Annotated in this window: 20 protein-coding genes; 15 read left to right on the forward strand and 5 right to left on the reverse strand. The window is 70.0% G+C overall.

Annotation, left to right across the window (positions count from 1 at the left end):
- Positions 1 to 53: 53 nt before the first annotated feature.
- From J3P31_RS12280 to J3P31_RS12290, 3 genes are read left to right on the forward strand one after another with little or no spacing between them, the layout of a single operon-like run.
- Complete coding sequence (locus tag J3P31_RS12280) at positions 54 to 791, forward strand: lysophospholipid acyltransferase family protein (protein WP_210528755.1); 738 nt, start codon at positions 54 to 56, stop codon at positions 789 to 791.
- Entirely contained in the window at positions 791 to 1,900 is a 1,110-nt protein-coding gene (locus tag J3P31_RS12285) for a glycosyltransferase family 2 protein (protein WP_210528756.1), read from the forward strand. The genes J3P31_RS12280 and J3P31_RS12285 overlap by 1 nt, the downstream gene beginning before the upstream one ends.
- The gene (locus tag J3P31_RS12290) at positions 1,897 to 2,994 is read left to right on the forward strand and encodes a sulfotransferase family protein (protein ID WP_210528757.1); all 1,098 of its coding nucleotides are present in this window, start codon (positions 1,897 to 1,899) and stop codon (positions 2,992 to 2,994) included. The genes J3P31_RS12285 and J3P31_RS12290 overlap by 4 nt, the downstream gene beginning before the upstream one ends.
- Here the strand turns inward: J3P31_RS12290 and J3P31_RS12295 are convergent.
- Entirely contained in the window at positions 2,972 to 4,354 is a 1,383-nt protein-coding gene (locus J3P31_RS12295) for an aldehyde dehydrogenase family protein (RefSeq protein WP_210528758.1), read from the reverse strand. The two genes, J3P31_RS12290 and J3P31_RS12295, sit on opposite strands and share 23 nt — an antisense overlap.
- Positions 4,355 to 4,479: 125 nt before the next feature.
- On the opposite strand from J3P31_RS12295, the gene J3P31_RS12300 reads away from it, so the two are divergent.
- The 3 genes from J3P31_RS12300 to queF all read left to right on the forward strand — a co-directional run bounded on the left by J3P31_RS12300 (position 4,480) and on the right by queF (position 8,936).
- Positions 4,480 to 7,743 (forward strand): PAS domain-containing hybrid sensor histidine kinase/response regulator family protein, encoded by a 3,264-nt coding sequence (locus J3P31_RS12300; RefSeq protein WP_210528759.1) that lies wholly within the window; start codon positions 4,480 to 4,482, stop codon positions 7,741 to 7,743.
- A gap of 116 nt (positions 7,744 to 7,859) precedes the next feature.
- A complete protein-coding gene (locus tag J3P31_RS12305) occupies positions 7,860 to 8,363 on the forward strand; it encodes a YciE/YciF ferroxidase family protein (RefSeq protein WP_210528760.1) in 504 nt (167 codons plus the stop codon).
- Positions 8,364 to 8,471: 108 nt separating this feature from the next.
- A complete protein-coding gene (gene queF / locus J3P31_RS12310; RefSeq protein WP_210528761.1) occupies positions 8,472 to 8,936 on the forward strand; it encodes a preQ(1) synthase in 465 nt (154 codons plus the stop codon).
- Positions 8,937 to 8,972: 36 nt separating this feature from the next.
- Here the strand turns inward: queF and J3P31_RS12315 are convergent, their stop codons facing one another.
- The gene (locus J3P31_RS12315) at positions 8,973 to 9,749 is read right to left on the reverse strand and encodes an SDR family NAD(P)-dependent oxidoreductase (protein ID WP_210528762.1); all 777 of its coding nucleotides are present in this window, start codon (positions 9,747 to 9,749) and stop codon (positions 8,973 to 8,975) included.
- A gap of 169 nt (positions 9,750 to 9,918) precedes the next feature.
- Between J3P31_RS12315 and J3P31_RS12320 the strand changes: the two genes are divergently transcribed.
- The 9 genes from J3P31_RS12320 (at position 9,919) to J3P31_RS12360 (ending at position 17,750) form a co-directional block, all read left to right on the forward strand.
- Positions 9,919 to 10,227 carry a hypothetical protein gene (locus J3P31_RS12320; protein ID WP_210528763.1) on the forward strand — a complete coding sequence of 103 codons (309 nt, stop codon included), beginning with the start codon at positions 9,919 to 9,921 and terminating at the stop codon, positions 10,225 to 10,227.
- 330 nt (positions 10,228 to 10,557) lie between these two features.
- Entirely contained in the window at positions 10,558 to 11,673 is a 1,116-nt protein-coding gene (locus tag J3P31_RS12325; protein WP_210528764.1) for a CgeB family protein, read from the forward strand.
- Positions 11,661 to 12,404 (forward strand): sugar phosphate nucleotidyltransferase, encoded by a 744-nt coding sequence (locus tag J3P31_RS12330; RefSeq protein WP_210528765.1) that lies wholly within the window; start codon positions 11,661 to 11,663, stop codon positions 12,402 to 12,404. The genes J3P31_RS12325 and J3P31_RS12330 overlap by 13 nt, the downstream gene beginning before the upstream one ends.
- Before the next feature lie 3 nt (positions 12,405 to 12,407).
- On the forward strand, positions 12,408 to 13,202 hold the full coding sequence (locus J3P31_RS12335) for a PIG-L deacetylase family protein (RefSeq protein WP_210528766.1): 795 nt from the start codon (positions 12,408 to 12,410) through the stop codon (positions 13,200 to 13,202).
- Entirely contained in the window at positions 13,199 to 14,314 is a 1,116-nt protein-coding gene (locus J3P31_RS12340; RefSeq protein ID WP_210528767.1) for a glycosyltransferase, read from the forward strand. Before J3P31_RS12335 ends, J3P31_RS12340 begins: the two co-directional genes overlap by 4 nt.
- Positions 14,295 to 14,936: a histidine phosphatase family protein gene (locus J3P31_RS12345; RefSeq protein WP_210528768.1), complete on the forward strand. Its 642-nt coding sequence runs from the start codon at positions 14,295 to 14,297 to the stop codon at positions 14,934 to 14,936. Before J3P31_RS12340 ends, J3P31_RS12345 begins: the two co-directional genes overlap by 20 nt.
- Entirely contained in the window at positions 14,933 to 15,712 is a 780-nt protein-coding gene (locus J3P31_RS12350; RefSeq protein ID WP_210528769.1) for a TIGR04290 family methyltransferase, read from the forward strand. Before J3P31_RS12345 ends, J3P31_RS12350 begins: the two co-directional genes overlap by 4 nt.
- The gene (locus J3P31_RS12355) at positions 15,709 to 16,635 is read left to right on the forward strand and encodes a beta-xylosidase (protein WP_210528770.1); all 927 of its coding nucleotides are present in this window, start codon (positions 15,709 to 15,711) and stop codon (positions 16,633 to 16,635) included. Before J3P31_RS12350 ends, J3P31_RS12355 begins: the two co-directional genes overlap by 4 nt.
- On the forward strand, positions 16,635 to 17,750 hold the full coding sequence (locus J3P31_RS12360; protein ID WP_210528771.1) for an inositol-3-phosphate synthase: 1,116 nt from the start codon (positions 16,635 to 16,637) through the stop codon (positions 17,748 to 17,750). Before J3P31_RS12355 ends, J3P31_RS12360 begins: the two co-directional genes overlap by 1 nt.
- Before the next feature lie 138 nt (positions 17,751 to 17,888).
- Here the strand turns inward: J3P31_RS12360 and J3P31_RS12365 are convergent, their stop codons facing one another.
- From J3P31_RS12365 to J3P31_RS12375, 3 genes are all read right to left on the reverse strand, one after another.
- Positions 17,889 to 20,102: a right-handed parallel beta-helix repeat-containing protein gene (locus J3P31_RS12365; RefSeq protein ID WP_210528772.1), complete on the reverse strand. Its 2,214-nt coding sequence runs from the start codon at positions 20,100 to 20,102 to the stop codon at positions 17,889 to 17,891.
- A 295-nt stretch (positions 20,103 to 20,397) separates the two neighbouring features.
- Positions 20,398 to 21,720: an HlyD family type I secretion periplasmic adaptor subunit gene (locus J3P31_RS12370; RefSeq protein ID WP_210528773.1), complete on the reverse strand. Its 1,323-nt coding sequence runs from the start codon at positions 21,718 to 21,720 to the stop codon at positions 20,398 to 20,400.
- Complete coding sequence (locus J3P31_RS12375; RefSeq protein ID WP_210528774.1) at positions 21,717 to 23,846, reverse strand: type I secretion system permease/ATPase; 2,130 nt, start codon at positions 23,844 to 23,846, stop codon at positions 21,717 to 21,719. The genes J3P31_RS12370 and J3P31_RS12375 overlap by 4 nt, the downstream gene beginning before the upstream one ends.
- Between the last annotated feature and the right edge of the window lie 139 nt (positions 23,847 to 23,985).

The raw sequence follows: 23,985 nt of genomic DNA on the forward strand, positions 1-23,985 counted from the left end.
CCATCCACGGCCAGGACCCGTCGCAGGACCCAGTGGCGCTGCGGCATGCCGGCATGACCCGGTTCTTTTCGGCGATCATGGCGCGGCAGATGGCCTCGTCCTTTCGCGCCGTGCGGCTGGCCCGGCCCGGCCTTCCCGACCTGCCCCGGGATCGGCCGTTGGTGGTCTACTCCAACCACCCCTCCTGGTGGGACCCTGCCTTCTACATCGTGCTCCATTCCCGCCTGTTTCCGGGCCGGGACGGCTACGGGCCGATGGAAGAGGCGATGCTGAAGCGCTACGGCTTCTTCCGCCGCGTCGGAATCTTCGGCGTGAGCGAAGGCCGGTCGGGGGCGGCCCGCTTCCTGAATGTCTCCCAGGCGATCCTCTCGGACCCGGGGCGGATGCTCTGGGTCACGGCCCAAGGGCGCTTTGCCGACCCTCGGGAGCGGCCGCTCGGCCTTCGTCCCGGCGTGGCGCACCTGATGGCCCGGATGCCCCAGGCCGTCGCCGTGCCCCTGGCCCTGGAGTATCCGTTCTGGAGCGAGAAGCGGCCCGAGGCGCTGGCGCTCTTCGGCCAGCCCCTCGAGGGCCCCGCCGACGCCGCCGGGTGGGGCCGCAGGCTGGAGGACGCGCTGACCGGGACCTGCGACCATCTCGCGGCCCTTTCGGCGGCCCGCGACCCCTCGGCCTTCGTCAATCTCCTGGCCGGAACGTCCGGCGTGGGCGGCGTCTACGGGGCCTGGCTGCGGCTCAAGGCCCTGCGACGGGGGGAGCGGCACGTTCCCGACCACCTCGCCGAGGAGCCGTGATGCTGGCCTTGGCCCTGCTCGCCCTGGCCTTGGCGGCGCTTTACGCCGGGATGACCTTCGCGAACCTCCGGGCCTACGCGCCGCCGCCCCAGGCCGGTCCGGGCCAGCCGCGGGTTTCCGTCCTCATTCCCGCCCGCGACGAGGAAACCAACATCGGCGCGGTTCTCGACAGCGTGCTGGCCTCCCGCGGCATCGAGCTCGAGGTCGTGGTCCTGGACGACGGCTCGTCGGACGGGACGGCACGGATCGTGCGGGCCTGGACCGCCCGGGACCCGCGCGTGCGCCTGGTCGACGGCGCGCCGCTTCCGGCTGGCTGGGTCGGCAAGCAGCACGCCTGCTGGCAACTGTCCCTGGCCGCGCGGCACCCGCTGCTCATCTATGTGGACGCGGATGTGAGGGTGCACCCCGACGCCCTGGCCCGCCTTGCCGCCTTCATGGAGCGCGGGCGGCTGGGTCTGGGGAGCGGCTTCCCGCGCCAGATCGCGCTGACCCTGGGCGAGAAGATCGCGATCCCGCAGATCTTCGTCGTGCTGCTGGGCTACCTGCCGCTGCAACTGGCCCGCCGCCATGCCACGGACCCGCGATTTGCCGCGGCCTGCGGCCAGATCCTGTCTGTCACGCGCGAGGCCTACGACACCTCCGGAGGCCATGCCGCCCTCAGGGGGACGATCCATGACGGCCTCGGGCTGGCCCGCGCCGTCAGGTCGGCCGGGTTCGCAACCGATCTGTGCGATCTCACGGAGCTGGCGACGTGCCGGATGTATTCGACCTGGGCCGATCTCTGGGCCGGGTTCTCCAAGAACGCCCGGGAGGGCATGGCGACGCCTCGGGCGCTGCCGATCTGGACGCTGCTCCTGGGGGGCGGCCACATCCTGCCGGTCCTGCTGCTGATCCTGGCGGACGGAGCCGCGTTCCGGATCGCCGGCCTTGCGGCGCTCCTGGTCTGGGCCGCCTCGGCGGCCGTCGCCGCGCGGACCAGGGCCTCCTGGCTTTCGGCGTTGCTGCATCCGGCCGGAGTGGCGGTGACCCTGGCGATCCAGTGGACCGCGCTCCTGCGGGGACGGCGGCGCAGCCCCGCCGTCTGGCGGGGGCGGACCTACGACCTATGACCGGGTTTCCCTGGCATCGCGTGTTCCACCCTCTCTGCGGCGCGGACCCCCTGACCCTCCTGGCGCTCGCGGCGCGGAACGGCCCACCATCGCCCAAGGGGTGGCCCGCCTATGCCGTGGCGCTGATGACCTCGGTCGTGCGCCTGCCCTTCACCACGCTGGACCTCGCCTGGGGCGCGCTCTCACCGACGCCGCTGGGGGCGCCGGTCTTCATCGTGGGCTACCCCCGGAGCGGGACCACCCATCTCCACAACCTCATGGCCGCCTCGGGCGCCTTTGCCACGGCCTCCCCCGTTCTTGCGGCCATGCCCTGGGAAGCCCGGAGCCTGGCCCCGATCGCCAAGCCGTTCATCGACCCTTATCTCCCCCGGACCCGGCTGATCGATGGCGTCGCCATGGGTCCGGACGCCCCCACCGAGGACGAGGTCGGCCTCGCCAACCTCGGCCCCGATTCGTATTTCCACGCGATCTACTTTCCGCGGCACTTCGCCCGCGACTACCGCGAAGGCCTGGCGGATCCGGCCGGACCCGCACGACGCCGCGCAATCCGGCGCTACGTGGCCGCCCTGGGCCGCCGCGCGAGGGGGCGCCCCCTGCTGCTCAAGAATCCGGCCTATACCGCCGAGATCGCGACGCTGCTGGGGCTGTTCCCCGACGCGCGGATCGTCCACATCCACCGCGACCCCCGGGCCGTCTTCGCGTCCTCCCGCCGCGCGCTCCGGCGAACCCTGCGGGAGCTTGCGCTTCAGGACTTCGGCGGGGCGGACATCGACGGGGCGGTGCTGGAAACCTACCCTCTGGTCATGCGCGCCCTGCGCGAGCAGGCGACCGGCCTCGGGCCGCGGCAGTTCGCCGAGGTGGCCTTCGAGGACCTGGTCGCCGATCCCAAGGCCGTGCTGCGTCGGCTCTGGCAGCGGCTCGGCCTTCCGGATGCGCCCGGCGCGATGGCCCGGGTCGACACGCACCTGGCCGAGGTCGCGGGCTTCCGCCCCGAAGGCGGCCGGCTCGATGCCGAGGACCTGCACCGTCTCCGCTCGGCCTGGCCCGAGGAGATGGCGCTTTACGGCACGGCTAGCGCAGCAGGAACCGGATGATCCGCTCCACCGTCGCGCCAAAGGGCGGCCGGGCGAGCCGGGCCGGCATGAGGCGCGAGGCCACCATTACGCTGCGGGGCCGCGTGAAGGTCAGGAAGCCCTCGTGCCCGTGGTAGGTGCCCAGGCCGGATTCCCCTGCCCCGCCGAACGGCAGCGCATGAGCCGCGACATGCAGGAGGCAGTCGTTGATGAGCGCGCCGCCGGACCGCACCCGCGCCACCACGCCTTCGCAGGCCGCGCGGTTCCGCCCGAAGACATAAAGAGCGAGCGGACAGGGCCGGGCATTCACGAAGGCCTCGGCCTGCGCCGGATCGTCGTAGGGAACGAGAGGCAGGACCGGCCCGAAGATCTCCTCGTGCATCAGGGCTGAGTCCGCGTCCGGGTCAACGACCGCCCAGGCCCCGAGCCTGGGCGCGGGGGGCATCGGCTCCATCAGCGGCACGGCGCGCTGCCCTTGCAGCAGCCCCTTGAGGCGGTCCCGGTCCTGCGGGCGCGCGATGGCCGCGTAGTCCGGCCCCATGGGATCGGGATAGAGCGCCCGAGTCGCGCCCTGGATCGCCGCCAATGCCTCCTGCATCCGGGACCGGGGCACGAGGACATAGTCCGGGGCCACGCAGGTCTGTCCCGCCGAGAACAGCTTGCCCGCCATCAGCGACCGCGCCGCCTCGGCCAGATCGACGTCGGGCAGGAGGATCGCCGGCGACTTGCCGCCCAGCTCCAGGGTCACCGGAACGAGGTTCCGCGCCGCCGCCGCCGCGACCATCCGTCCCGTCCGTGTCGACCCGGTGAAGAACAGCCCATCGAGCGGCAGTTCGGCGATGGCGCGCGCTTCCTCGGTCCCGCCCTCGATCACGCGGACCAGATCCGGGGGAAGCGCCGCGCCCGCGATCCGCGCCAGCTCGGCCGCCGTTCGGGGCGTGACCTCCGAGGGCTTGAGCAGGACCCGGTTGCCCCCGGCCAGCGCCGCGACCAGCGGCATGAGCGTCAGCTGGACGGGGTAGTTCCAGGGGCCGATGATGCCGACCCGGCCCAGAGGCACCCGCTCCACCCGACCGGAGGCGCCCAGGAACTCGGGCGGGAGCGCGACGCGGCGCGCCTTGGTCCATCGTTTCAGCCGCCCGAGCACCCAGTCGATATGGGCCAGCACGAGGGCGACCTCGGCCATCATGGTCTCGACCCGGGGCCGACCGCCGAAATCGGCATCGATCGCGGCGGCGAGGGGTTCGGCCGCCTCCTGCACCGCCCGCCGGAGAGCCGACAGATGCGACCTCCGCCCGGCCAGGTCGGGGGCCGGCGCGGTCAGGGCGTCGAAGGCCCCGCGCACGCGGGCCGCCGCTTCGAATCCGGTGCCGCCGTCCATCCGGGCCTCCTGTCACGCCCCGATCGGGCCTTGGGCAAGCTAGGCTGCCCGCGCGCATCGGACAACCGGCGCGCAGGCCTACCCCTCGTCCATGCCGTTTCCTGAACGGAGAGGGGATGCTAGGCATGATCCCGTCGACCCCATCCGTGGGAGGAGCCTTGGACATCCCCTCGCCCCCAGCCCGGCCCGTCTGGCTTCCCGCCCAGGGAGGTTGCGCGGACCTGATCGCGGGGCACGACTGGCCCGGCACGCCGCTCGGGCCGATCGAGGCCTGGCCCCCTTCGCTGACTGCCATGGTCGGCATGGCCTTGCGGTCGGCGACCCCCATGGCCGTGCTCTGGGGCGATCAGGGGATCGCGATCTACAACGACGGCTTCGCGTCCCTCATCGGCAGGCGGCATCCAGGGGCGATGGGGCGATCCTGCCTCGACGTCGTCACGGACCTCATGGGGTTCGACACGGAGGTCCTGCGCAGCTGCCTGGCGGGCGGCACGCGTTCCGTCACGGCACAGGAGATGACCCTGGATCGGCACGGCACGCCCGAGCCGGCCTGGTTCGATCTCGAATGCGTTCCCGTTCCGGGGGTGGATGGCCGGCCAACCGGCGTCCTGGCCACCGTGCGCGACGTCAGCGACCGCGTGCGGGCCGAACATCGGCGCACCGAGGAGATCGAGAGGCTGCGGGCGCTGGCGGACAACCTGCCAAACACGACGGCGTTCCAGGTCGAAACCACGCGCGACCTGTCCGAGCGGCGCTTCATCTATCTTTCGACCAGCAGCGGCCCGCTGTTCGGAGTGAGCCCGGACGCGGCCCGCACCGATCCGCTGTTCTGGACGAACCTGTTCCACCCCGAGGATGCCGCACGGGTGCTGCGCGAGGAGGCGCGGGCGGCACGGTACCTTTCCACGCTCGACGTTGAGTTCCGGATCCGCAGGCCCGACGGGCAGATGGTGCTGGGGCGCCTTCTGACCCGCCCCCGCGAGGCGTCGGACGGACGCCTTCTTTGGGACGGAATGCTGATCGACGTCACCGCCGTGCGCGGCGCCGAGGCGGAGTTGCGGCGGACCTCGAGCCTTCTGGCCGCGATCGGAGCCGCCACGCCCGACCTGGTCTACGCCAAGGACCGGGACAGCCGGCTTCTTTACGCGAACGCGGCCCTGGCGGCGCTTCTGGGCCGTTCGCCGGCCGAGCTGATCGGGAGCAGCGAACAGGACTGGTCCGCCAACCCCCGGGAAGGCGAGGCGATCCGGGCCAACGACATCCGGATCATGGAAACCGGCGAGACTGTGGAGTTCGAGGAGGTCTTCACCGGCGTCGACGGCCAGACGCGCCATTTCCGAACGGTCAAGTCGCCCTTGCGGGACGGGCGGGGCGACATCGTGGGGCTCGTCGGCCTGTCCGGCGACATCACCGAGACCCGGCAGGCCCAGGAGGCGCTCCGGCGGCTCAACTCGGAACTCGAGGAGCGGGTGGCCGAGGCCTTGGCAGAACGGAAGGTCTGGGCCGACGTCTTCGAGACCACGGATGCCTTTGTTGCCGTCGTCGGGCTGGACATGCGCATCCTCGCCATCAATCGCGCCTGCGTTCAGGAGATCGGCAAGCTGGGGGGCCGGAAGCCCCGGGTGGGCGACCGGATGCCCGATCTTTACAGCAGCCAGCCCGACATCGCCCGGGCGGCCGAGGCGCTCTGGCAGAGGGCGCTGACAGGCGAGGCCTTCGCCGTCACGCAGGACTTCGTGGCGGCGGACGGACAGGCGACAAGCTACGAGCTACGCCATGGCCCGCTTCGGGACCGGGGGGGTCACCTGATCGGGGCCTACCAGTACGGGACCGACGTCACCGACCGGCTGCGCGACCAGCGCCGCGCCGCCGAGGCCGAGGCCGCCCACCGCGAAGCGGATGCCCTTTACCGCGCCTACTTCCAGAACTCGGACGAAGGGCTCTTCATCATCGCGGTGCTGGGCGACGACCTTTTCTCGATCGAGGAGGTGAACCCCGCGCACAAGCAAACGCTGAAGCTCGATCTCGAGGGCCTGCGCGGCCGCCCCCTGGAGGAGCAGCTTCCCGCAGGGGTGGCCGAGGCCGTGGCCGTCAACTATCGCCGGGCCATCGAGACGGGGCAGGTCCAGCGCTACCGGGAAGATGTCGATCTGGGCGGCTCGCTGCGCCACTACGAGACGGTGCTGGTCCCGGTCCGTGACCTGGAGGGCCGGATCACCCGGCTTGTGGGGTCGAGCCGCGACATGACCGCCCAGATCAAGGCCGAAGAAGCGCTGCGGCAGAGCCAGAAGCTCGAGAGCATGGGCCAGCTCACCGGGGGCGTGGCGCATGACTTCAACAACCTGCTGACGCCGATCCTTGCCAGCCTGGACATGCTGCACCGGCGCGGCGTGGGCGACGTCCGGATGGGACGGCTGGTGGAGGGCGCGCTCCAGTCGGCCGAACGGGCGCGCACGCTGGTCCAGCGCCTGCTGGCCTTCGCCCGGCGGCAGCCGCTCCAGTCCGAGCCGATCGATCTGGGCGCGCTCGTGACCGGCATGGCCGAGCTGATCGCCAGCACCGTCGGCCCCCGCATCTCGGTCGAGACCGCCATCGAGCCCGGCCTGCCTCCGGTCCAGGCCGACGCGAACCAGCTCGAGATGGCGATCCTCAACCTCGCCGTGAACGCGAGGGATGCGATGCCCGGGGGGGGATCGCTGCGCGTGGCGGCGCGGGCCGGACTTGCGGCGGAGGGGCCATCGATCCTGCCGTCCGCCGGACGGTTCGTGCGGCTTGGCGTGTCCGACAGCGGCGTCGGCATGGACGGCGCCACCCTCGCCCGGGCGATCGAGCCCTTTTTCTCGACCAAGGGCGTAGGGCGGGGCACGGGCCTGGGGCTCTCGATGGTGCACGGCCTGGCGTCGCAGCTGGGCGGAGCCCTGGCCATCCAGAGCCACCCGGGCCGGGGCACCACGGTGGAGCTCTGGCTGCCCCAGTCCGTTCAGGCGGTCGCTGAGCCCCAGGTTCCGGAAGACGGGCTGACGGCGCCTTCGGCGGGAACCGCGCTCCTCGTGGACGACGAGGATCTCGTGCGGGCCTCGACCGCGCACATGCTGGTGGACATGGGCTACGACGTCGTCGAGGCCGCGACGGCGGACGCGGCTCTCGACCTCGTGGACGAGGGGCTGAGGCCGGATCTCGTGGTGACCGACCACCTTATGCCCGGAATGACGGGCACGGCTCTTGCCCACATGCTGGGGCAAAGGTTCCCCGACCTGAGCATCCTGGTCATCTCGGGCTATGCCGAGGACGGGGGCATCGCCGCGGACCTGCACCGGCTGGCCAAGCCGTTCCGGCAGCCCGAGCTCGCGACGGCGCTCGCAGCCCTTGGCAAGGGTCCGCTGCGCTGAACGGTCACAATCGGCAGGCGGGCCGGAACCGGGTCGGCGGGGGGACGTTCCACAGGCCTAACCGGACCGGGCGGGCCCCCTGCCCCCCGGGCCGCGCAACCGGAGGAACGATCGCAATGGGTCTCTTCACGAAGGACATCGCGACGCTGGACGACCTCTTCGTGCACCAGCTTCAGGACATCTACTACGCCGAGAACCAGATCACGAAGGCGCTGCCGACGATGATCGCCAAGGCCACCGACCCGCAGCTCCGCTCGGGCTTCGAGCAGCATCTGGCCGAGACGCAGAACCAGATCAAGCGCCTGGAGCAGGTCTTCCAGATGCATGGCCATACGCCCAAGGCCGTGGACTGCCCGGCCATCGACGGCATCATCAAGGAAGCCAACGAGACCGCGGGCGAGATCGCCGATAAGGAGGTGCTCGACGCCGCCCTGATCGCCGCCGCGCAGGCCGTGGAGCACTACGAGATCACCAAGTACGGCTCGCTCATCGCCTGGGCCAAGCAGCTGGGCCGCGAGGACTGCGCGGCGGTGCTTCAGCAGAACCTCGACGAGGAAGGCGCGACCGACAAGAAGCTGACCGCCATCGCGGAAGCCAAGGTCAACGCCCGCGCCGCCTGACGGGCAAGCCGCACGATCGGGTGAAGGGCCGGCGGGGGCAACCCTGCCGGCCCTTTCGCATGGCGGCCCGCGCTGCTAGGGGCCAGCGGTCCCGCGCGAGGTTCCCCAATGTCCGACAGCATCTACTCCGGCCTGACCCAGCTGGGCCAAGCCACGCCCCTGCCCCAGCGCCCCGAGGACGCCGTCCTCGAACGCGTGCCCAACCCGCAGGCGGGCACCGCCTATGTCGTCCGGTTCACCGCGCCCGAGTTCACGTCGCTCTGCCCGATGACGGGGCAGCCGGACTTCGCGCATCTGGTGATCGACTACGTGCCCGGCGACTGGCTGGTGGAAAGCAAGTCGCTCAAGCTGTTCCTGGGCAGCTTCCGCAACCACGGCGCCTTCCACGAGGACTGCACCGTGACCATCGCCAAGCGGATCGCGGAGCTGCTCGATCCGCAATGGCTGCGGATCGGCGGCTACTGGTACCCGCGCGGCGGCATCCCGATCGACGTGTTCTACCAGACCGGGCCGGTGCCGCAGGGCGTCTGGCTGCCCGACCAGGGCGTGCCGCCCTATCGCGGGCGGGGCTAGGCCCGCCCGCCCTTGGCGCTCGTTCATTGGCCCCGGTTACTGGCCCGAACCCGGTTCGGCCATCTTCCGGTGCTGCTCGGCCAGCATCCCGGCGGGGGTGATGTTGGCGATCGCGGACTGGAGCTTGTTCTTCCAGCCGGCGACCACGTCGCCCTCGCCGTTCATCATCGCCTTCCAGCCCACCTCGGCCACCATGGCGGGATCGTCCTTCTTGGCCGCGCCCACCTTGGTGTCCTCCATGTCGGCACGCTCGAAGAACTCGGTCTCGGTGGCGCCGGGCATCAGGTCGGTGACGGTGACGCCCGAGTCCTTGATCTCCTCGCGCAGCGCGAAGGCAAAGGAGTTTATGAAGGCCTTGGTGCCGTTGTAGACCGCCTGGAACGTGCCCGGCATGAACCCGGCGATCGAGCCGGTAATCAGGATGCGCCCCTGCCTGCGGGCCACCATGTCGCGGCCGACCTTCTGGATGAGGTAGATCGTGCCGGTGATGTTGGTGTCGACGACATGACGGGCCTCGGCGAAGTCCTGTTCGAGGAAGCCGTGCCCGAGCCCGTGGCCCGCATTGGCCAGGAGCGCATCCACCGGGCGGCCCCGCGCGGCGGCGTATAGACGGTCCACGCCGTCGAGCGTGGACAGGTCCACCTCCAGGGCCTCGACCTCGACCCCCAGGGCGCGCAGATCCTGGGCGGCCTCCTGGATCTTGGGCTGGTCGGCGGCGATGAGCAGATCATGGCCGTTCTGGGCGGCCAGCTTGGCGAGCTCATAGCCGATGCCGGAGGAGGCGCCGGTCACGATGGCGAAGGGACGGGTCATTGGGGGATACTCCATGAGGTCATGGCCCGGACCGGCCGCCAGTCGGGCGTCCGCGGCCGGGCGTCACGGCTCCAACGCCGGGCCGCGGACGGCGTTCCGGGGTCGGGGCCCGGGGAACCATGACGCAGCGCGTGGGTTGGCGCGGCAGACCTGGACAGGAGCCAGCATCATGGCCGAAACGACGACCGATCACGACACCATCCGGAAATGGGCCGAAAGCAAGGGCGGCAAGCCCGCGGCGGTGGACCGGACCCACTCCGACAAGGACGTGGGCCTGATCCGCATCATGTTCCCGGATGCCCCCAACTCCCATCACGAGAACCTCGTGGAGATCTCCTGGGAGGAGTTCTTCGAGGAATTCGACGCCAAGGACCTGGCGCTGCTCTTCGACGAGAAGAGCCTGTTCAACAAGCTCGTGGGCCGCGACACCGCCGAGAAGCGCGAGCACGGCGATCACGCGGCCGCCCGCCACAAGTAGGCGCTGGACGAAGGCCCGCTGGCTGGGCGGCCGCAGGGCGGCTCAGCCGGGCGACGGAGGCCTCGGGCACCTTGAACGGTCACGACCAGCCGTCCGCCATCCGACCGAGCGCACGACGCCGGGGCGGCCGGCGTGGGCGCCCCGGCGCGGGCCTCGGACGCGGGCTCCCGGCCCAGGCTGCCAGCATCGCGATCCGGCGACCGGATGGCGCGTCCGGCGCAACCCGGCCCAGCCTGGCAAAATGATTGTGGCTGGCGGGGAACTTACCCCGTTCGACCCTGTTGACGTGGGCAATCGCCGCAGGACGGCGGCATAGGGTCAGGGGCGCGGATGAGACTGGTGGTGTTCGGGCTGGCCGTGAGCTCGTCATGGGGCAACGGTCACGCGACCCTATGGCGTGGGCTCATCGGAGCGTTGACACGCCTTGGCCACGAGGTCGTCTTCTTCGAACGCGACGTTCCCTACTACGCCGAAACGCGTGACCTGACGCGGCTTCCGGACGGTGCGGAGCTGGTGCTCTACCCCGACTGGTGGTCGGTGCTGCCGCGCGCCCGCGCCGAGGTGGCGCGCGCGGACGCGGTCATGGTCACGTCCTTCTGCCCCGACGGCCCGCTGGCGTCCGAGCTGGCCTGGACCGAGGCCAAGGGACTGACCGTCTTCTACGACATGGACACGCCCGTGACGTTGCGCCGCCTGGAGGGGGGCGAACGCGTCGACTTCCTGCCCCCGGAGGGGCTGGGCGACTTCGACCTCGTGCTCAGCTACACGGGTGGCATGGCGCTCGACCTGCTGCGGACGCGGCTGAGCGCGCGACGGGTCGCGCCGCTCTACGGCCATGTGGATCCGGCGGCGCATCGGCCCGGGTCCCCGGACCCTGCCTTCCGCGGCGACCTGTCCTACCTGGGCACCTACGCCGCCGATCGGCAGGCCGCGCTCGAGACGCTGTTCATCGACCCCGCCCGCCAGCGTCCCGGCCTGCGGTTCGTGCTGGCAGGGGCGAATTACCCCCCGGACTTTCCCTGGACGGACAACATCTACTTCGTGAAGCACCTGCCGCCCCCCGACCATCCGGCGTTCTTCGCGTCCTCCCGCCTGACGCTCAATGTGACCCGGGAAGCCATGGCCTCGATGGGCTGGTGCCCGTCCGGGCGGCTTTTCGAGGCGGCCGCCTGCGGCATCCCGGTCCTGAGCGACGCCTGGGAGGGCCTGGGCGACTTCTTCACGCCCGGCGAGGAGATCCTGACCGCCCGGACCACCGCCGACGCCATCGCCGCGCTGGAGCTGCCGGATGCCGAACTGGCCCGCATCGCCAGGGCCGCGCGCGACCGCACGCTGTCCGAGCACAGCTCGGACGTCCGCGCGGCGGAACTTGTCGACCTGCTGGGCGGCGATGGCCGTCGCCGCGCCACATCTCAGCCAGAAGGGACAGTTGCATGTGGGGAATAATTCCCGCCGCCGGGAACGGGACGCGGATCCAGCCGCTCGCCTTCTCCAAGGAGCTGCTGCCCGTCGGAGGGCGGCTCTCGGGCGACGGCCGCAGCCGCCCAAAGGCCGTCAGCGAGTTCCTGGTGGACCGCATGGCGTTGGCCGGGGCGACCAAGGTCTGCTTCGTGATCTCGCCCCACAAGGCCGACATCCTCAAGTATTACGGGGGACACTGCGACATCGTGGAGATCGCCTACGTCGTCCAGCCCGAGGCATCGGGCCTGTGCGACGCCATCTTCCGCGCCCATCCGGTGATCCCGCACAACGAGCCGGTCCTCGTGGGCCTGCCGGACACGATCTGGTTCCCCGAGGATGCGCTGCGGGCGCTGCCGGATGACCGGCTGTCCTTTCTGCTGTTCCCGGTGGAGCAGCCGCAGTTCTTCGACGCGGTGGTGACCGACGCGGACGGACGCGTCCTGGCCATCGACGTGAAGTCGCCCGAGGTCCGGACCAACTGGATCTGGGGCGCCTTCAAGATGCCGGGCCACATCTTCCACGAGCTGCGCGAGTTCTGGCTGTCGCGCCGGGACCCCGACGAATACATCGGCACGCTCGTCAACGCCTGGATTGAGCAAGGTGGCCAGGCGCTCGGGGTCCGGGCGGGAACGCTTTACGCCGACGTGGGCACGCTGGAGGGCTACCGGATGGCGATGGAGCTCCTCGGCCCGGAGCCCGCGCGCGCCGCGCGCTAGGCCATGACGGACCTGCCCGGACGCCTCGCGCGGAGGGAGCGCATCCCCGAACGGGTGGTGCTGGTCGTGGCGCATCCGGATGACGAGACCCTGGCCCTGGCAAGCCGGCTGGACTGCCTGGAGGACCTGTCGATCATCCACCTGACCGACGGCGCCCCCCGGGACCTGAGGGATGCCCGGCAGGCCGGGGTCGACACGGTCGAAAACTATGCCGAGCTGCGCCGCCAGGAACTACGGACCGCGATGGCCGCGCTGGGGTCGACGGCCGAGCTCCGCTGCTACTGGCATCCCGACCAGGAGGCGATCCTCCACGGCGCGGCCATCGTCCAGAACCTCGTCCGCGACCTTTGGGGGGCCGGCGCGGTCATCACCCACCCCTACGAGCATGGCCATCCCGACCATGACGCGGCGGCGCTCTGCGTCGCGCTGGCCTGCCGCCGCTTCGAGGCGGAGCGGCGGCCCGTCCCCGACCGGTTCGAGTTCCCGAGCTACCACCTGCGCCAGGGGCAGGCCCGGTTCGGCGAGTTCTGGCCCGACGCCTCGGCCCCCGAGACGGCGATGCCGCTGTCCGATGACGACCGGGCGCGGCGGCGCGCCGGCCTCGCCTGCTTCGGGAGCCAGCAGGCCTTCCTCAGCCATATGCCCGAGATGGGCGAGCGGCTGCGCCCCGCTCCCGCCTATGACTTCCGCGCCCCTGCCCCGTCCGGTCAGGCCTGGTACGACCAGTTCGGCTGGACGATGAACCTCGCGGCGTGGCGGCGCCACGCGGACGCGCTGCTCGATCAGGCCCCCGCATGAGGCGCCTGACGATCCTCAGCGTGTCCTACCCGCTCGCGCCCGTGACGGCCGATCCGGTCGGGGGCGCGGAGCAGGTGCTCGCCCGGCTGGACCGGGCGCTGGTCGCGGCGGGCCACCGGTCGCTCGTGATCGCGCCCGAGGGATCGCAGGTCGCAGGCGAGCTTCGCTCCGTCCCGGCGGTGGAGGGGCCGATCTCGGACGCGGATGCGGAGCGGGTCCGGGCCGCCGTCCGGGCCCGGATCGCCGAGGTCGTCGCGCAGGAGGCGCCCGATGTCGTCCATCTCCACGGCATCGACTTTCCCGCCTACCTTCCCGAGCCCGGCCCGCCGGTCCTCGTGACGCTTCACCTGCCGCTCGACTGGTATCCGCCCGAGGCGCTGTCGCCCGCCCGGCCCCGAACCCATCTCCATCCGGTTTCGGCCGCGCAGGCGGCGACCGCTCCGCCGGGCGCGCGGATCGAAGCCCCCATCGAGAACGGCGTGGAGATCCCCGACCTGCGCGTCCGCAGGCGCGGCTTTGCCTTCACGCTGGGGCGCATCTGCCCCGAGAAGGGCTTCGACGACGCCCTGATGGCCGCAGAGATGGCCCGCAGGCCGCTGGTGATCGCCGGGACCGTGTTCCCTTATCCCTTCCATCAGCAGCATTTCCGCGACGCCATCGCCCCGCGCCTGTCCTGGCGGCGGCGCTGGATTGGCCCCGTCGCAGGCGCGCGCAAGCAGCACCTCCTGGCCGCGGCCGCCTGCGTCCTGATCCCGGCCAAGGCACGGGAAACCTCGTCCCTCGTCGCCATGGAGGCGCTCGCCGCCGGGACCCCGGTCATCGCCTATCCGAGCGGGGCGCTTCCTGGCATCGTGGAGCATGGCCGGACCGGGTTCCTCGTGGAGGACGTGGCCGGTTTGGCCGACGCGATCCGCAGGGCCGGCGAGATCGACCCGGACACCTGCCGCGCCACCGCCCGGGCCCGTTTTTCCGCCGACCGCATGATCGCAGGCTACCTGGCCCGGTACCGCGATCTGTCGCGCCCCTCCGGCGCGCACGGCGCGTTCCCGCCGCATCGGAACGAACCATGGAACCTCACGCCCTCGCGAGCGTTTGTACCCGAACGAAAGTAGAAGCCACCGGGGGTTCCCCATCAGCGTCCAGCTTTATCTGATCCGCCATGCAACCCATGCGGACTTCGGGCGGCGCCTGACGGGCCGGGCCGCTGGCGTGCCGCTCACCCCCGAGGGCGAGCGTCAGGCCGCCGCATTGGCGCGCGGGCTGGCCGGAGAGGCGTTGACCCAGATCCACACCAGCCCGCGGGACCGCGCCCGCGCCACCGCCGAGGCCCTGGCCCGCGCCAGCGGCGCACCGGTGACGGTGGTGGAGGCCTTGGACGAGGTCGACTTCGGCGACTGGACCGGATCGGAGTTCGCGGACCTCCATGGCCAGCCGCTCTGGGACGACTGGAACACCCGCCGCGCCACCGCGCGCGCGCCGGGGGGCGAGAGCATGGGCGAGGCCGCGGACCGCGCGGTCCGGCATATGGAGTCGCTTGCCCCGCACGGTGGGGAGCGGATCGCCCTGGTGAGCCACTGCGACGTGATCCGCGCTCTCGTGGCCCGCGTGCTGGGCCTGTCCCTGGACCATCTCCTGCGCTTCGAGATCGGCCCCGCTTCGGTAAGCCGGCTCGAGGCCGGGACTTGGGGCGCGCGGGTACTAAGTCTGAATGAAACCATCGGAATGGACGCATGAAGGACGTGAATGACCCCGGGGACGACGACCTCGCCCGTCGCATCGAGGCCTTGGGGCCCTGGTTCCACAATCTGCGGCTTGGCGGGATCGAGACGGCGCCCGGGCACTTCCTGGGAGACTTCCCCCGCACCAAGTTCGAGCGTTTCGCCCATGCGATCCCCGAGGACCTGTCCGGCAAGTCCGTGCTCGACATCGGCTGCAACGCCGGGTTCTACGCCCTGGAGATGAAGCGGCGCGGCGCCTCCCGCGTCCTGGGCATCGATCACGATGAGCACTACCTCCGGCAGGCCCGGCTTGCCGCCGAGGTGGAGGGCGCGGAGATCGAGTTCCGGCAGCTCGAGGTCTATGACGTGGGCGCCCTGGGCGAGACCTTCGACCTCGTGATCTTCATGGGCGTGCTTTATCATCTGCGGCACCCCCTCCTCGCGCTCGACCTGATCCGGGAACATGTCTGCGGCGACATGCTGGTTTTCCAGTCGCTCCAGCGGGGCCCCGAGCAGGTGCTGGAGGTTCCCGACGAGGTTCCGTTCTCCGAGGAAACCATCTTCGAGAAGCCGGGCTACCCGGCGATGTACTTCATCGAGAAGTCCTACTCGGAGGACTGGACCAACTGGTGGGTTCCGAACCGGGCCGGCACCGAGGCGATGCTCCGGGCCGCGGGGTTCTCGATCGAAGCGCGCGCCTCCGAGGATGTCTACATCTGCCGCCGGGCCCAGGTGCCCTACGCCCAATGGGGGGCTGGCGCGGCCTATCCGGCACGGGGGGCCGCGCGATGATCGATTCCGTGATGTTCTGGAACGAACCCAACAACAAGTCGCATTGGGATCCCGAGATCGATCCCGACTGGTCGCAGTTCGCCACCATGATCAACCTGGCCGGCCAGGCGGTCGCCTCGGTCAACCCGGACATGACGCGCGTTCTGGGGGGCATCTCCCCGATCGACCCGAACTTCATCCTCCGGCTCAAGGACCGGGGCGTGCTCGACAACGTGGACGTGCTGGCGGTGCATGGCTTTCCGCTGGACTGGAACCTGTGGCAGATCAACGAATGGCCCGCCAAGGTCGCCGAGATCGAGGCCGTGGCCCCCGACCATCCGGTCTGGGTCAGCGAGGTCGGCGTCGGCTCCTTTGGCGCCGAGGAGGTGCAGACCTTCGGCGTGCAGCGGACGGCCGAGCTGCTCCTCGATCGCGTGCCACGGGTCTACTGGTACTCGCTCTTCGACCTGCCGCGGCAGTGGGAGGCCACGACGCGCCACAAGGAAGCCGAGGGGTCGAGCTACTACCGCCACTTCTACATGGGCCTGATCCGCGAGGATGGGACACCCAAGCCGGGCCTTGAAGCCTTTGCTCCCCATGCCGGGCGCATGGGGCTCATGCAGTGGTTCCACTACGAGGACCCGCGCCTCCCCCTCGCGGTGGAGTGGCTCAAGCGGCTGGGCGTGCGGCACCTGCGGACGGGGCTGTCCTGGGCCGACAGCTTCCGTCCCAACGCGCTCGACTGGTTCGACCGCCAGATGGACGCCTTGCAGGACTTCGACGTGATGGTGACCTTCTGCTTCACGCCCGAGCACCTGGGGGTGGGCGAGCACCACACCAGTCCCCCGCGCGAGCCGCAGCAGTTCGCCGACTTCTGCGCCGCCATGGTGGAGCGCTACGCGCCGGCCCGACCGGCCCGGGCCCAGATTGCAGGGAGGGGATGATGCCCGATGGAAGCCTGACCCGCGAGGGGATCAACATCGCCATCGTGGGCGTGGGCAACTGCGCGAGCTCGCTCGTGCAGGGCATGGCCATGTACCGCGACCACGACCGGAACGAACATACCGGCCTCATGCACTGGGACCTGGGCGGCTACCGTCCCGGCGACATCCGCGTGGTGGCGGCCTGGGACATCGACCGCCGCAAGGTGGGCCAGGACGTGGCCCGGGCGATCTTCGAGAAGCCGAACTGCACCCTGACCTTCTGCGCCGATGTCCCCGAGACCGGGGCCCGGGTGCGGATGGGCCGGATCCTCGATGGCTTCGCGCCCCATATGGCCGACCAGCCCGAGCATCGCACCTTCCTCAGGTCGGACGAGGCCGAGCCCGACAAGGAGGACGTGATCCGCGTGCTCCGCGAGAGCGGCACCCACGTGCTCATGAACTACCTCCCCGTGGGCTCCCAGAAGGCGACGGAGTTCTACGCCGAATGCGCGCTCGAGGCCGGCGTGGCGTTCGTCAACAACATCCCGGTCTTCATCGCGTCGGACGAGGCCTGGGCGCAGAGATTCCGCGACGCCGGCGTCCCGATCATCGGCGACGACATCAAGGCGCAGGTGGGCGCGACCATCGTGCACCGGGTCCTGACGGATCTTTTCGCCAAGCGGGGCGTGCGGCTCGACCGGACCTACCAGCTCAACACCGGGGGCAACACCGACTTCCTCAACATGTGGGCGCGCGACCGCGTGGCGTCCAAGAAGATCTCCAAGACCGAGGCCGTCCAGGCCGTCGCCGGCGAGCGGCTCGATTGGGAGAACATCCATGTCGGCCCGTCGGATTACGTGCCTTGGCAGAACGACAACAAGGTCGCCTTCATCCGGCTGGAAGGAACGCAGTTCGGCGGCGTTCCCATGCACATGGAGGTGCGCCTGTCGGTGGAGGACAGCCCCAATTCCGCCGGGGTGGCCATCGACCTGATCCGCTGCGCCAAGGTCGCCCGCGACCGGGGTCTGTCCGGTCCCATCGAGGCGCCCGCCGCCTTCTTCTGCAAGCATCCGCCCCGCCAGATGACGGACGACGCCGCCCACCAGGAGGTCGAAGCCTTCATCCGCGGCGCCTGAGCGAAGGCCAAGCCGCTCCGAACGCATGAAGGGCCGCCCCCCGGGAGGAGCGGCCCTGCCTTGGCTGCGCACACGGACTGTCCAGCCACGGGATCGCAGTGCGGATCCGCGCGCCTTAGGCCAGACCGCCGTGGTGGATCAGGCGATCAGGTCGTGGCCCTGGTGGTGCGTGACCAGATCGTAGCGGGCGTCATCCTGATGATGGTGGTCGAGCGCCGACGAGGCATCGTGCTGGCCGCTGTCGTGCTCCATGGCCGAGGACACGGTCAGGACGCCCGCGTCCGAAGCCGTCGTGGCGGTCTGGGCGGTCTTCAGGATCGTGGTCTTGGGCGAGGCCGGGAAGCCTGCGGAGACCGACATCTCGAAGGCCGACAGGTCGCCGACGAAATTGCCCTTCTTCCAGGGATTCCCGAACACGAGGTCCTGCACGTTGTACCCGGTGGCGCCGCCGATCGTGCCGCTCATCGTGGTCTGGCCGGCCAGGGCGCCGTCCACCCAGATCTGCAGCTTGCCGCTGTCGAGATGGATCACGACGTCATGGTCCTTTTCGACCACGGAGTTGAGCCTGGCCCCCTTGGTCATCACGGTCACGGGAGAAAGGCCGCCGTCGCGGAAGACCTGGAAGCTCATCTCGCCCGTGGAGGTGACGGCCGCGGTGAAGCTGCCATGGAGACGGAAGACCTCGCCCGAGGTGCCGACCTTGTCGGCGTCCAGCGTCATGCCGATCGTCATCTTGTCGCTGCCGATGACATCCAGAACGTGGTTCCGGTCAATGGTGGCCGTCACGCCCACGGCGCCGAGCTGGATGCCGTCCGACGTCAGCTTGGGCGCGACGCCCAGATCGACGGGCGCCCCGTCGTGGTAGGCCACGAAGTGACCGTCCTGCAGGCTCAGCACCTCGGAGGACTGGATCGAGCACTTGTAGTCCTCGTAGACGGTCGCGCCCGTCGGCAGCTTGATCGTGAGCTTGACCGGGTAATCGCCCGGGCCGGAGTAGCTGTGGCGCACCGTGACGCCCTGCGCCTTGGTGCCGTCGCCGAACGTCCAGTAGAACGCGGTGCCGACGGGCAGCGAGCCGCCGTCGAACACGGAATGGCTGGCGTCGAACACGCGGGTCGCGCCGTCCACCTTGGCGACCTGGAACTGCACCTGCAGACCACCGCCCGCGCCCTGGGTCACGTCCGACCCGGCATTGGCCTGGTCGATGACCCCGCCAGCAACGGCCAGATAGCGATGCTCGCCGTCACGAAGAGCGAGGGAGGAGCTGACGAAGACGTCGTTGTAGTAGTTGGGGGCGAAGGAGTCCTGGTCCTGCACCAGGATGTTCTTGGTCACGGTCCAGCCAGCCTCGGCCGAGGGGATGTCCGCGGCCAGGTTGGCGGAGATGACCACGTTCTTGGCGTTCTCGGCCACCATGATCTTCGGGATCTCGACGGACGGGTCGGGACCGTCGGCGGCCGCGCCGTCGGCGTGCAGGACCGAATTGTTGCGGATCACGAGGCCGTTGGTCTCGCCAACCGAGATGCCGCGCGCCGACGCGTTGGTGATCGTGTTATTCTCGATCAGGATGTTCTGGTAGTACATGGACGCGCCGGCGCGCCCGGTGTCCACGACCTCGTTCCGCATGAAGATCGACTGGGTCCGCGCGCCGTTGCCGATGTCGAGCAGGTTGTCGCGGATGACGACGTTCTCGGTCGGGGCGTCGGTGCCGCTCGTCCAGAACTGGATCATGTCGCGGTGGTCGGTCGAAGCCGGCGGGGCCCGGAAGTCGTGGATGTGGTTTCCTTCGATGACGACATTCTGGACTTCACTGAAATCCATGCCGTCCGACCGCATTCCGTAGACTTCGTTATTGCGAACCGTTACCCCGGAGTTTTCGCTGAACACCATTCCGCGGTGGAAATCGTAGGACTCGCAATTCTCGACCGTCACGCCGGTCGAGGTGCGAACCGAAAGGCCGATTCCGTAGCCATAACCATCGGCCAGCGACGAAACGCCGCGGGCAAAGTCACCATCGAAGGTGGAATTGCGAATCGTGAGGTTGGTGCAGTTCTGGAAGTTGAAGGGACGTTCCGAGGTTAGGTCGCCGGACTGGAACTCGTAATCGAACTTGATCCCGTCGAACGTCATGTTCGCCGCGCCACGAACCTCCACGGCCGAAAAAGACGCAGGATTCCTGGCATCCGCCGACATGATCGTGACGTTGGACGGAAATGCGAAATTGAACCCGGACTTCACGGACAGGTTCATGTTCCCGTAATCGCCGCCAGCAAGCAGGATGGTTTCGCCACCCTTGCAGCTCGCCAGTGCGCTGTAGAGTTGCTTCAGGTCCGAAACGTTGATCGTCGCCATCTTATCCCTCGTATTCTTAGTTTGTGTTAGGTGCCCCTTAGGTCTGCCTGCCTTCTGAACTATGATCGTGGCGAAACAACGCCGTGGCAGGAGCAGGACAAAGACTTATGTGGGACACATAAAGATCACCTATTGCGAAGAGTTTTCGGCGAACCGGATCGGCCCGCCTCGATCGGCAGGTAAAAGGAAACGGCTCCAATCGATCGGCCCGTTTCCCTGGCTGGCTGGTCCAGTCGCGGCGGATGCGCGGGCCCGGCCCGCGCATCCATCGCTCAGGTCTGGCTGCCTGGTGCTGTCAGGATTCCCGGAACGCGCGGTGGAGATGGCTCTCGACGGGATGCAGGAGATACTCCAGCACCGAGCGTTCGCCGGTCTGGAGGAAAGCCTCGACCGGCATGCCCGGGATGAGGCTCACCCCGTCTCCGAGCCGGGCCAGCTGATCCGTGCCGACGGACAGGGTCACGCGATAGAAGCTCCGGCCCGTCTGCGGATCGTTGACCGCCGCCGCCGGGACCATCTCGACCTGCGCCTTCAGATGCGGCGTCGAGGCCGGATCGAGCGGCGCGATCACGATCTCGGCCGGCTGGCCGGGATGAACCTGGTCGATCGAACGGGGGTCGACCTGGAGCTCGAACTCGAACCCTTCGTCCAGGGGCATCACCTGAAGCAGGGTATCGCCCGGACCGACGACGCCGCCGACCGTCGCCACCTGCACCTCGTGGACGATGCCGTTCGAGGGGCTGCGGATGACCGTGCGTTCCAGCTCGGCCGACCGCGTGATGATCTCGAGCACGAGCTCGTCCACCTTGGCCGAGGCGTCCCGCAGATCGGTGGCCACGCCCTCGCGGAACTCGCGCTCGTCCTGGAGCGTGCTGAGCCGGGCGTCCTCCATGTCGATGCGGACGCTCGCCATCTCGGCCTCAAGGCTCGCGATCTCGCCCCGGAGGTCGGCGGCGGAACGGGTCATGTCGTTCAGCTCGCGCGTGGGGACGAGTCCGCGCCCATCGAGCTGGCGCATGTTCGCAAGATCCTCGTCCATGAGCGAGGCCTGGTCCCGCTTGGCCGCGATCTGGGCCCCCAGTCCGGTCAGGCGTGCCTCGCCCTGGCGCAGCGCTTCGGCCAGCTGGTCGCGGGCGCCCCGGAGGACGTCGGCACGGGCGGCAAAGATGCGGCTTTGCGCCTGCTCGGACCGCGAGGTGTCGGGGCGGGTGAAGGGCAGGTCCGGATAGTCGAACGCCGGTTCGGACAGCCCCGCCTGCTCCGCCTCCAGACGCGCCTTCAGCGCAAGAGCGTCGGCCAGCCGCACGCGGGCGATGTTCAGGTTCGTCTGCACCAGCGTCGAGTCGAGCCGGAGCAGTTCTTGGCCTGCAACGACGCGATCGCCGTTCTTGGCCTCGATGGCCCGGACGATGCCGCCGTCCAGCGATTGCACCAGCTGCGGCCGGCCCGCCACCGTGATCTGGCCCGAGCTGACGACCGCCCCTTCGATCTTGGTGAAGGTGGCCCAGCCACCGAACCCGGCGAACAGGAGAGCCAGTCCGGCGACGCCCAGCCGCACGGGGCGGCGCAGGTCCGTCGCGGGGATGAGGTCGATACCGGCAACGGCGGCAGCAGTCATGACATCCTCATGGTCTGGTGAGCCTTCTCGGCGGCGGCACGGCTGCGTGCGGCACGCTGGTCGGCAAGGCGCTTCATGGCCGCAGCCACGTTGGGCGGCGGGGAGAACTCGGCCTCGGACGCCCCGTTCGCCTCAGCGGCGGGCTGGACCTCCCGGTGGATCTCCGGATCGTTGGCGGGGCGCCCGGACGCGGCCTCGGCTCCGGCCCGGACCACGAAGGGCTCCCAGGGCTGTCGGGCCGCGACGGGCAGTTCGGCGGACTGGCGCTGCGGACCGGCCGACAGGGGCAGGTTCGCCGGCGCCGGGACCTCATGCTCCTGAGCCGGCTGGATGGGCCCGAAGCGGTGCACCTGCCCATCCTTCAGCACGAGAACCTTGTTCAGGGCGGCCATGGCGGCCGGCCTGTGGGTCACGACAATGACCACCGACCCGGCGTCCCGGAGCCGCGTGATGACCTGGCCCAGGGCTTCGTCGCCCGCGGCGTCCAGGTGGGCGTTGGGCTCGTCGAGCACGATGAGGCGGGGCATCCCGCAGACCGCCCGGGCGAGGCCGAGCCGCTGCATCTGGCCGCCCGACAGCACGGCTCCGGTCGCGCCGCCGATCTCGGTCGCATAGCCCTGCGGCAGCGCCAGGATCATGTCATGGATGCCGACCATGCGGGCCGCCTCGATGACCGTGGCGTCCGTCACCTCGGGATCGAACCGGGCGATCACGTCCCGGGCGGTGCCCGGCAGCAGGTCCGGCAGCTGCGGGAGGTAACCCACGAAGCGACCCAGCCGCGCCGGATCCCACTGGTCGAGCGTGGCGCCATCGAGGCGCACCTCGCCGCTGTCCGGCCGGACGATCCCCATCAGGGCGCGCACCAGCGTGGACTTGCCGCTGCCCGAGTTGCCGATCACGGCCAGGCCATCGCCCGGCTCGAGAGCGAAGGTCACCTTGTCGAGGAGCGGACGACGCTCCCCCTGCCCCTGGGCCACCGGCGCGAGCTTGGTGAGGTCGCGGACCTCGAACTGCCCCTTGGGCTCGGGCAGTTCCACGATGCGGGCGGCGGCGGGCGCGTCGGACAGGACGCGCTCGAGAGAGCGGCGCGCGAGGACGGCCTTTTGGATGCCGCGCCAGCCGCCGATGATCTGGTCCACCGGCGCCAGGGCGCGCCCGGACAGGATGGAGGAGGCCACGATCATCCCGCCCGAGATCTCGCCCTGGATGACGAGCCAGGCGCCAGCCGTCAGGATCGCGGACTGAAGGAACATGCGGAAGGCGCGGCTCGTGGCGGACAGCACCTCGGCCGGATGGCCCGAGGTCTGGCCGGCCGCCAGGGCCGCCTGCCGGTACTGCTGCCAGCGCCGCATCAGGGCGGCCTGCATCCCCATGCCGAAGATCGCCTCGGCGCCGCGGCGCGACCGATCGACCAGGTCACGCTCCATGGCTTCGCGCGCCATGGTCTGGGCGATCGGCTTGCGCGTCAGCAGGTGGTTCAGCATGGCCAGCATCGCCGTGACCAGGGCACCCGCCACCGTGAGCCAGCCCAGCACGGGGTGCACCAGGAACAGGACGCCCAGGTACAACGGCACCAGCGGCACGTCGAAGAGGGCGCCCATGGTTCCCCCCGAGATGAAGGAGCGGAGCGTGTCGAGGTTCTGCAGGGGCTGCGGCGACGGCTCATTGGTCGCCGAGGCGCCGCGCGAAACGGCCGGAAGCCCGCTGCGCAGGAACAGGCCGAAGGCCTGGGTCCCAAGCACCTGGTCCAGCCGAACCGCCGCCAGGCCCAGGATGCGGGCCCGCAGGAAGTCGAAGAACCCGAGAAAGGCGTAAAGGACGACGACGATCCCGAAGAGGGCAACCAGCGTCTCGACGGACCGGCTCGACAGCACCCGGTCATAGACCTGGAGCATGTAGATGGAGCCGGTCAGCATCAGGATGTTGAGGATGATGCTGAAGCCGAACACGACGGCGCAGGTGCGCCGAAGGCCGCGCAGCGCCTGTTCAAGCGCCGCCCGTGGCTGGATCAGCCCCTGTGCCGGGGCTGCCTTGGGGGAACGGATCTCCTCCGCAGCGGCCGGCATGCCAGCCGGCCGCATGTCGCCCTGCGATGGCAGGACGGCATTGATTGCCATCGTCCGCATTGCTTTGTCCCACGTCCGAGATTGGTGTTCTTGCCGAACTGTCTGCTCGGTCCGTGCGACGGGTCGCGTGCAACTCAGTCCATTTCAAGGCACTATGCGGGCAATGCTGCGGATCGGTGGGAAGCCGCGCAGGTCGTGC

It is taken from the genome of Rubellimicrobium arenae, assembly GCF_017916275.1.
Taxonomy (GTDB): Bacteria; Pseudomonadota; Alphaproteobacteria; order Rhodobacterales; family Rhodobacteraceae; genus Rubellimicrobium; species Rubellimicrobium arenae.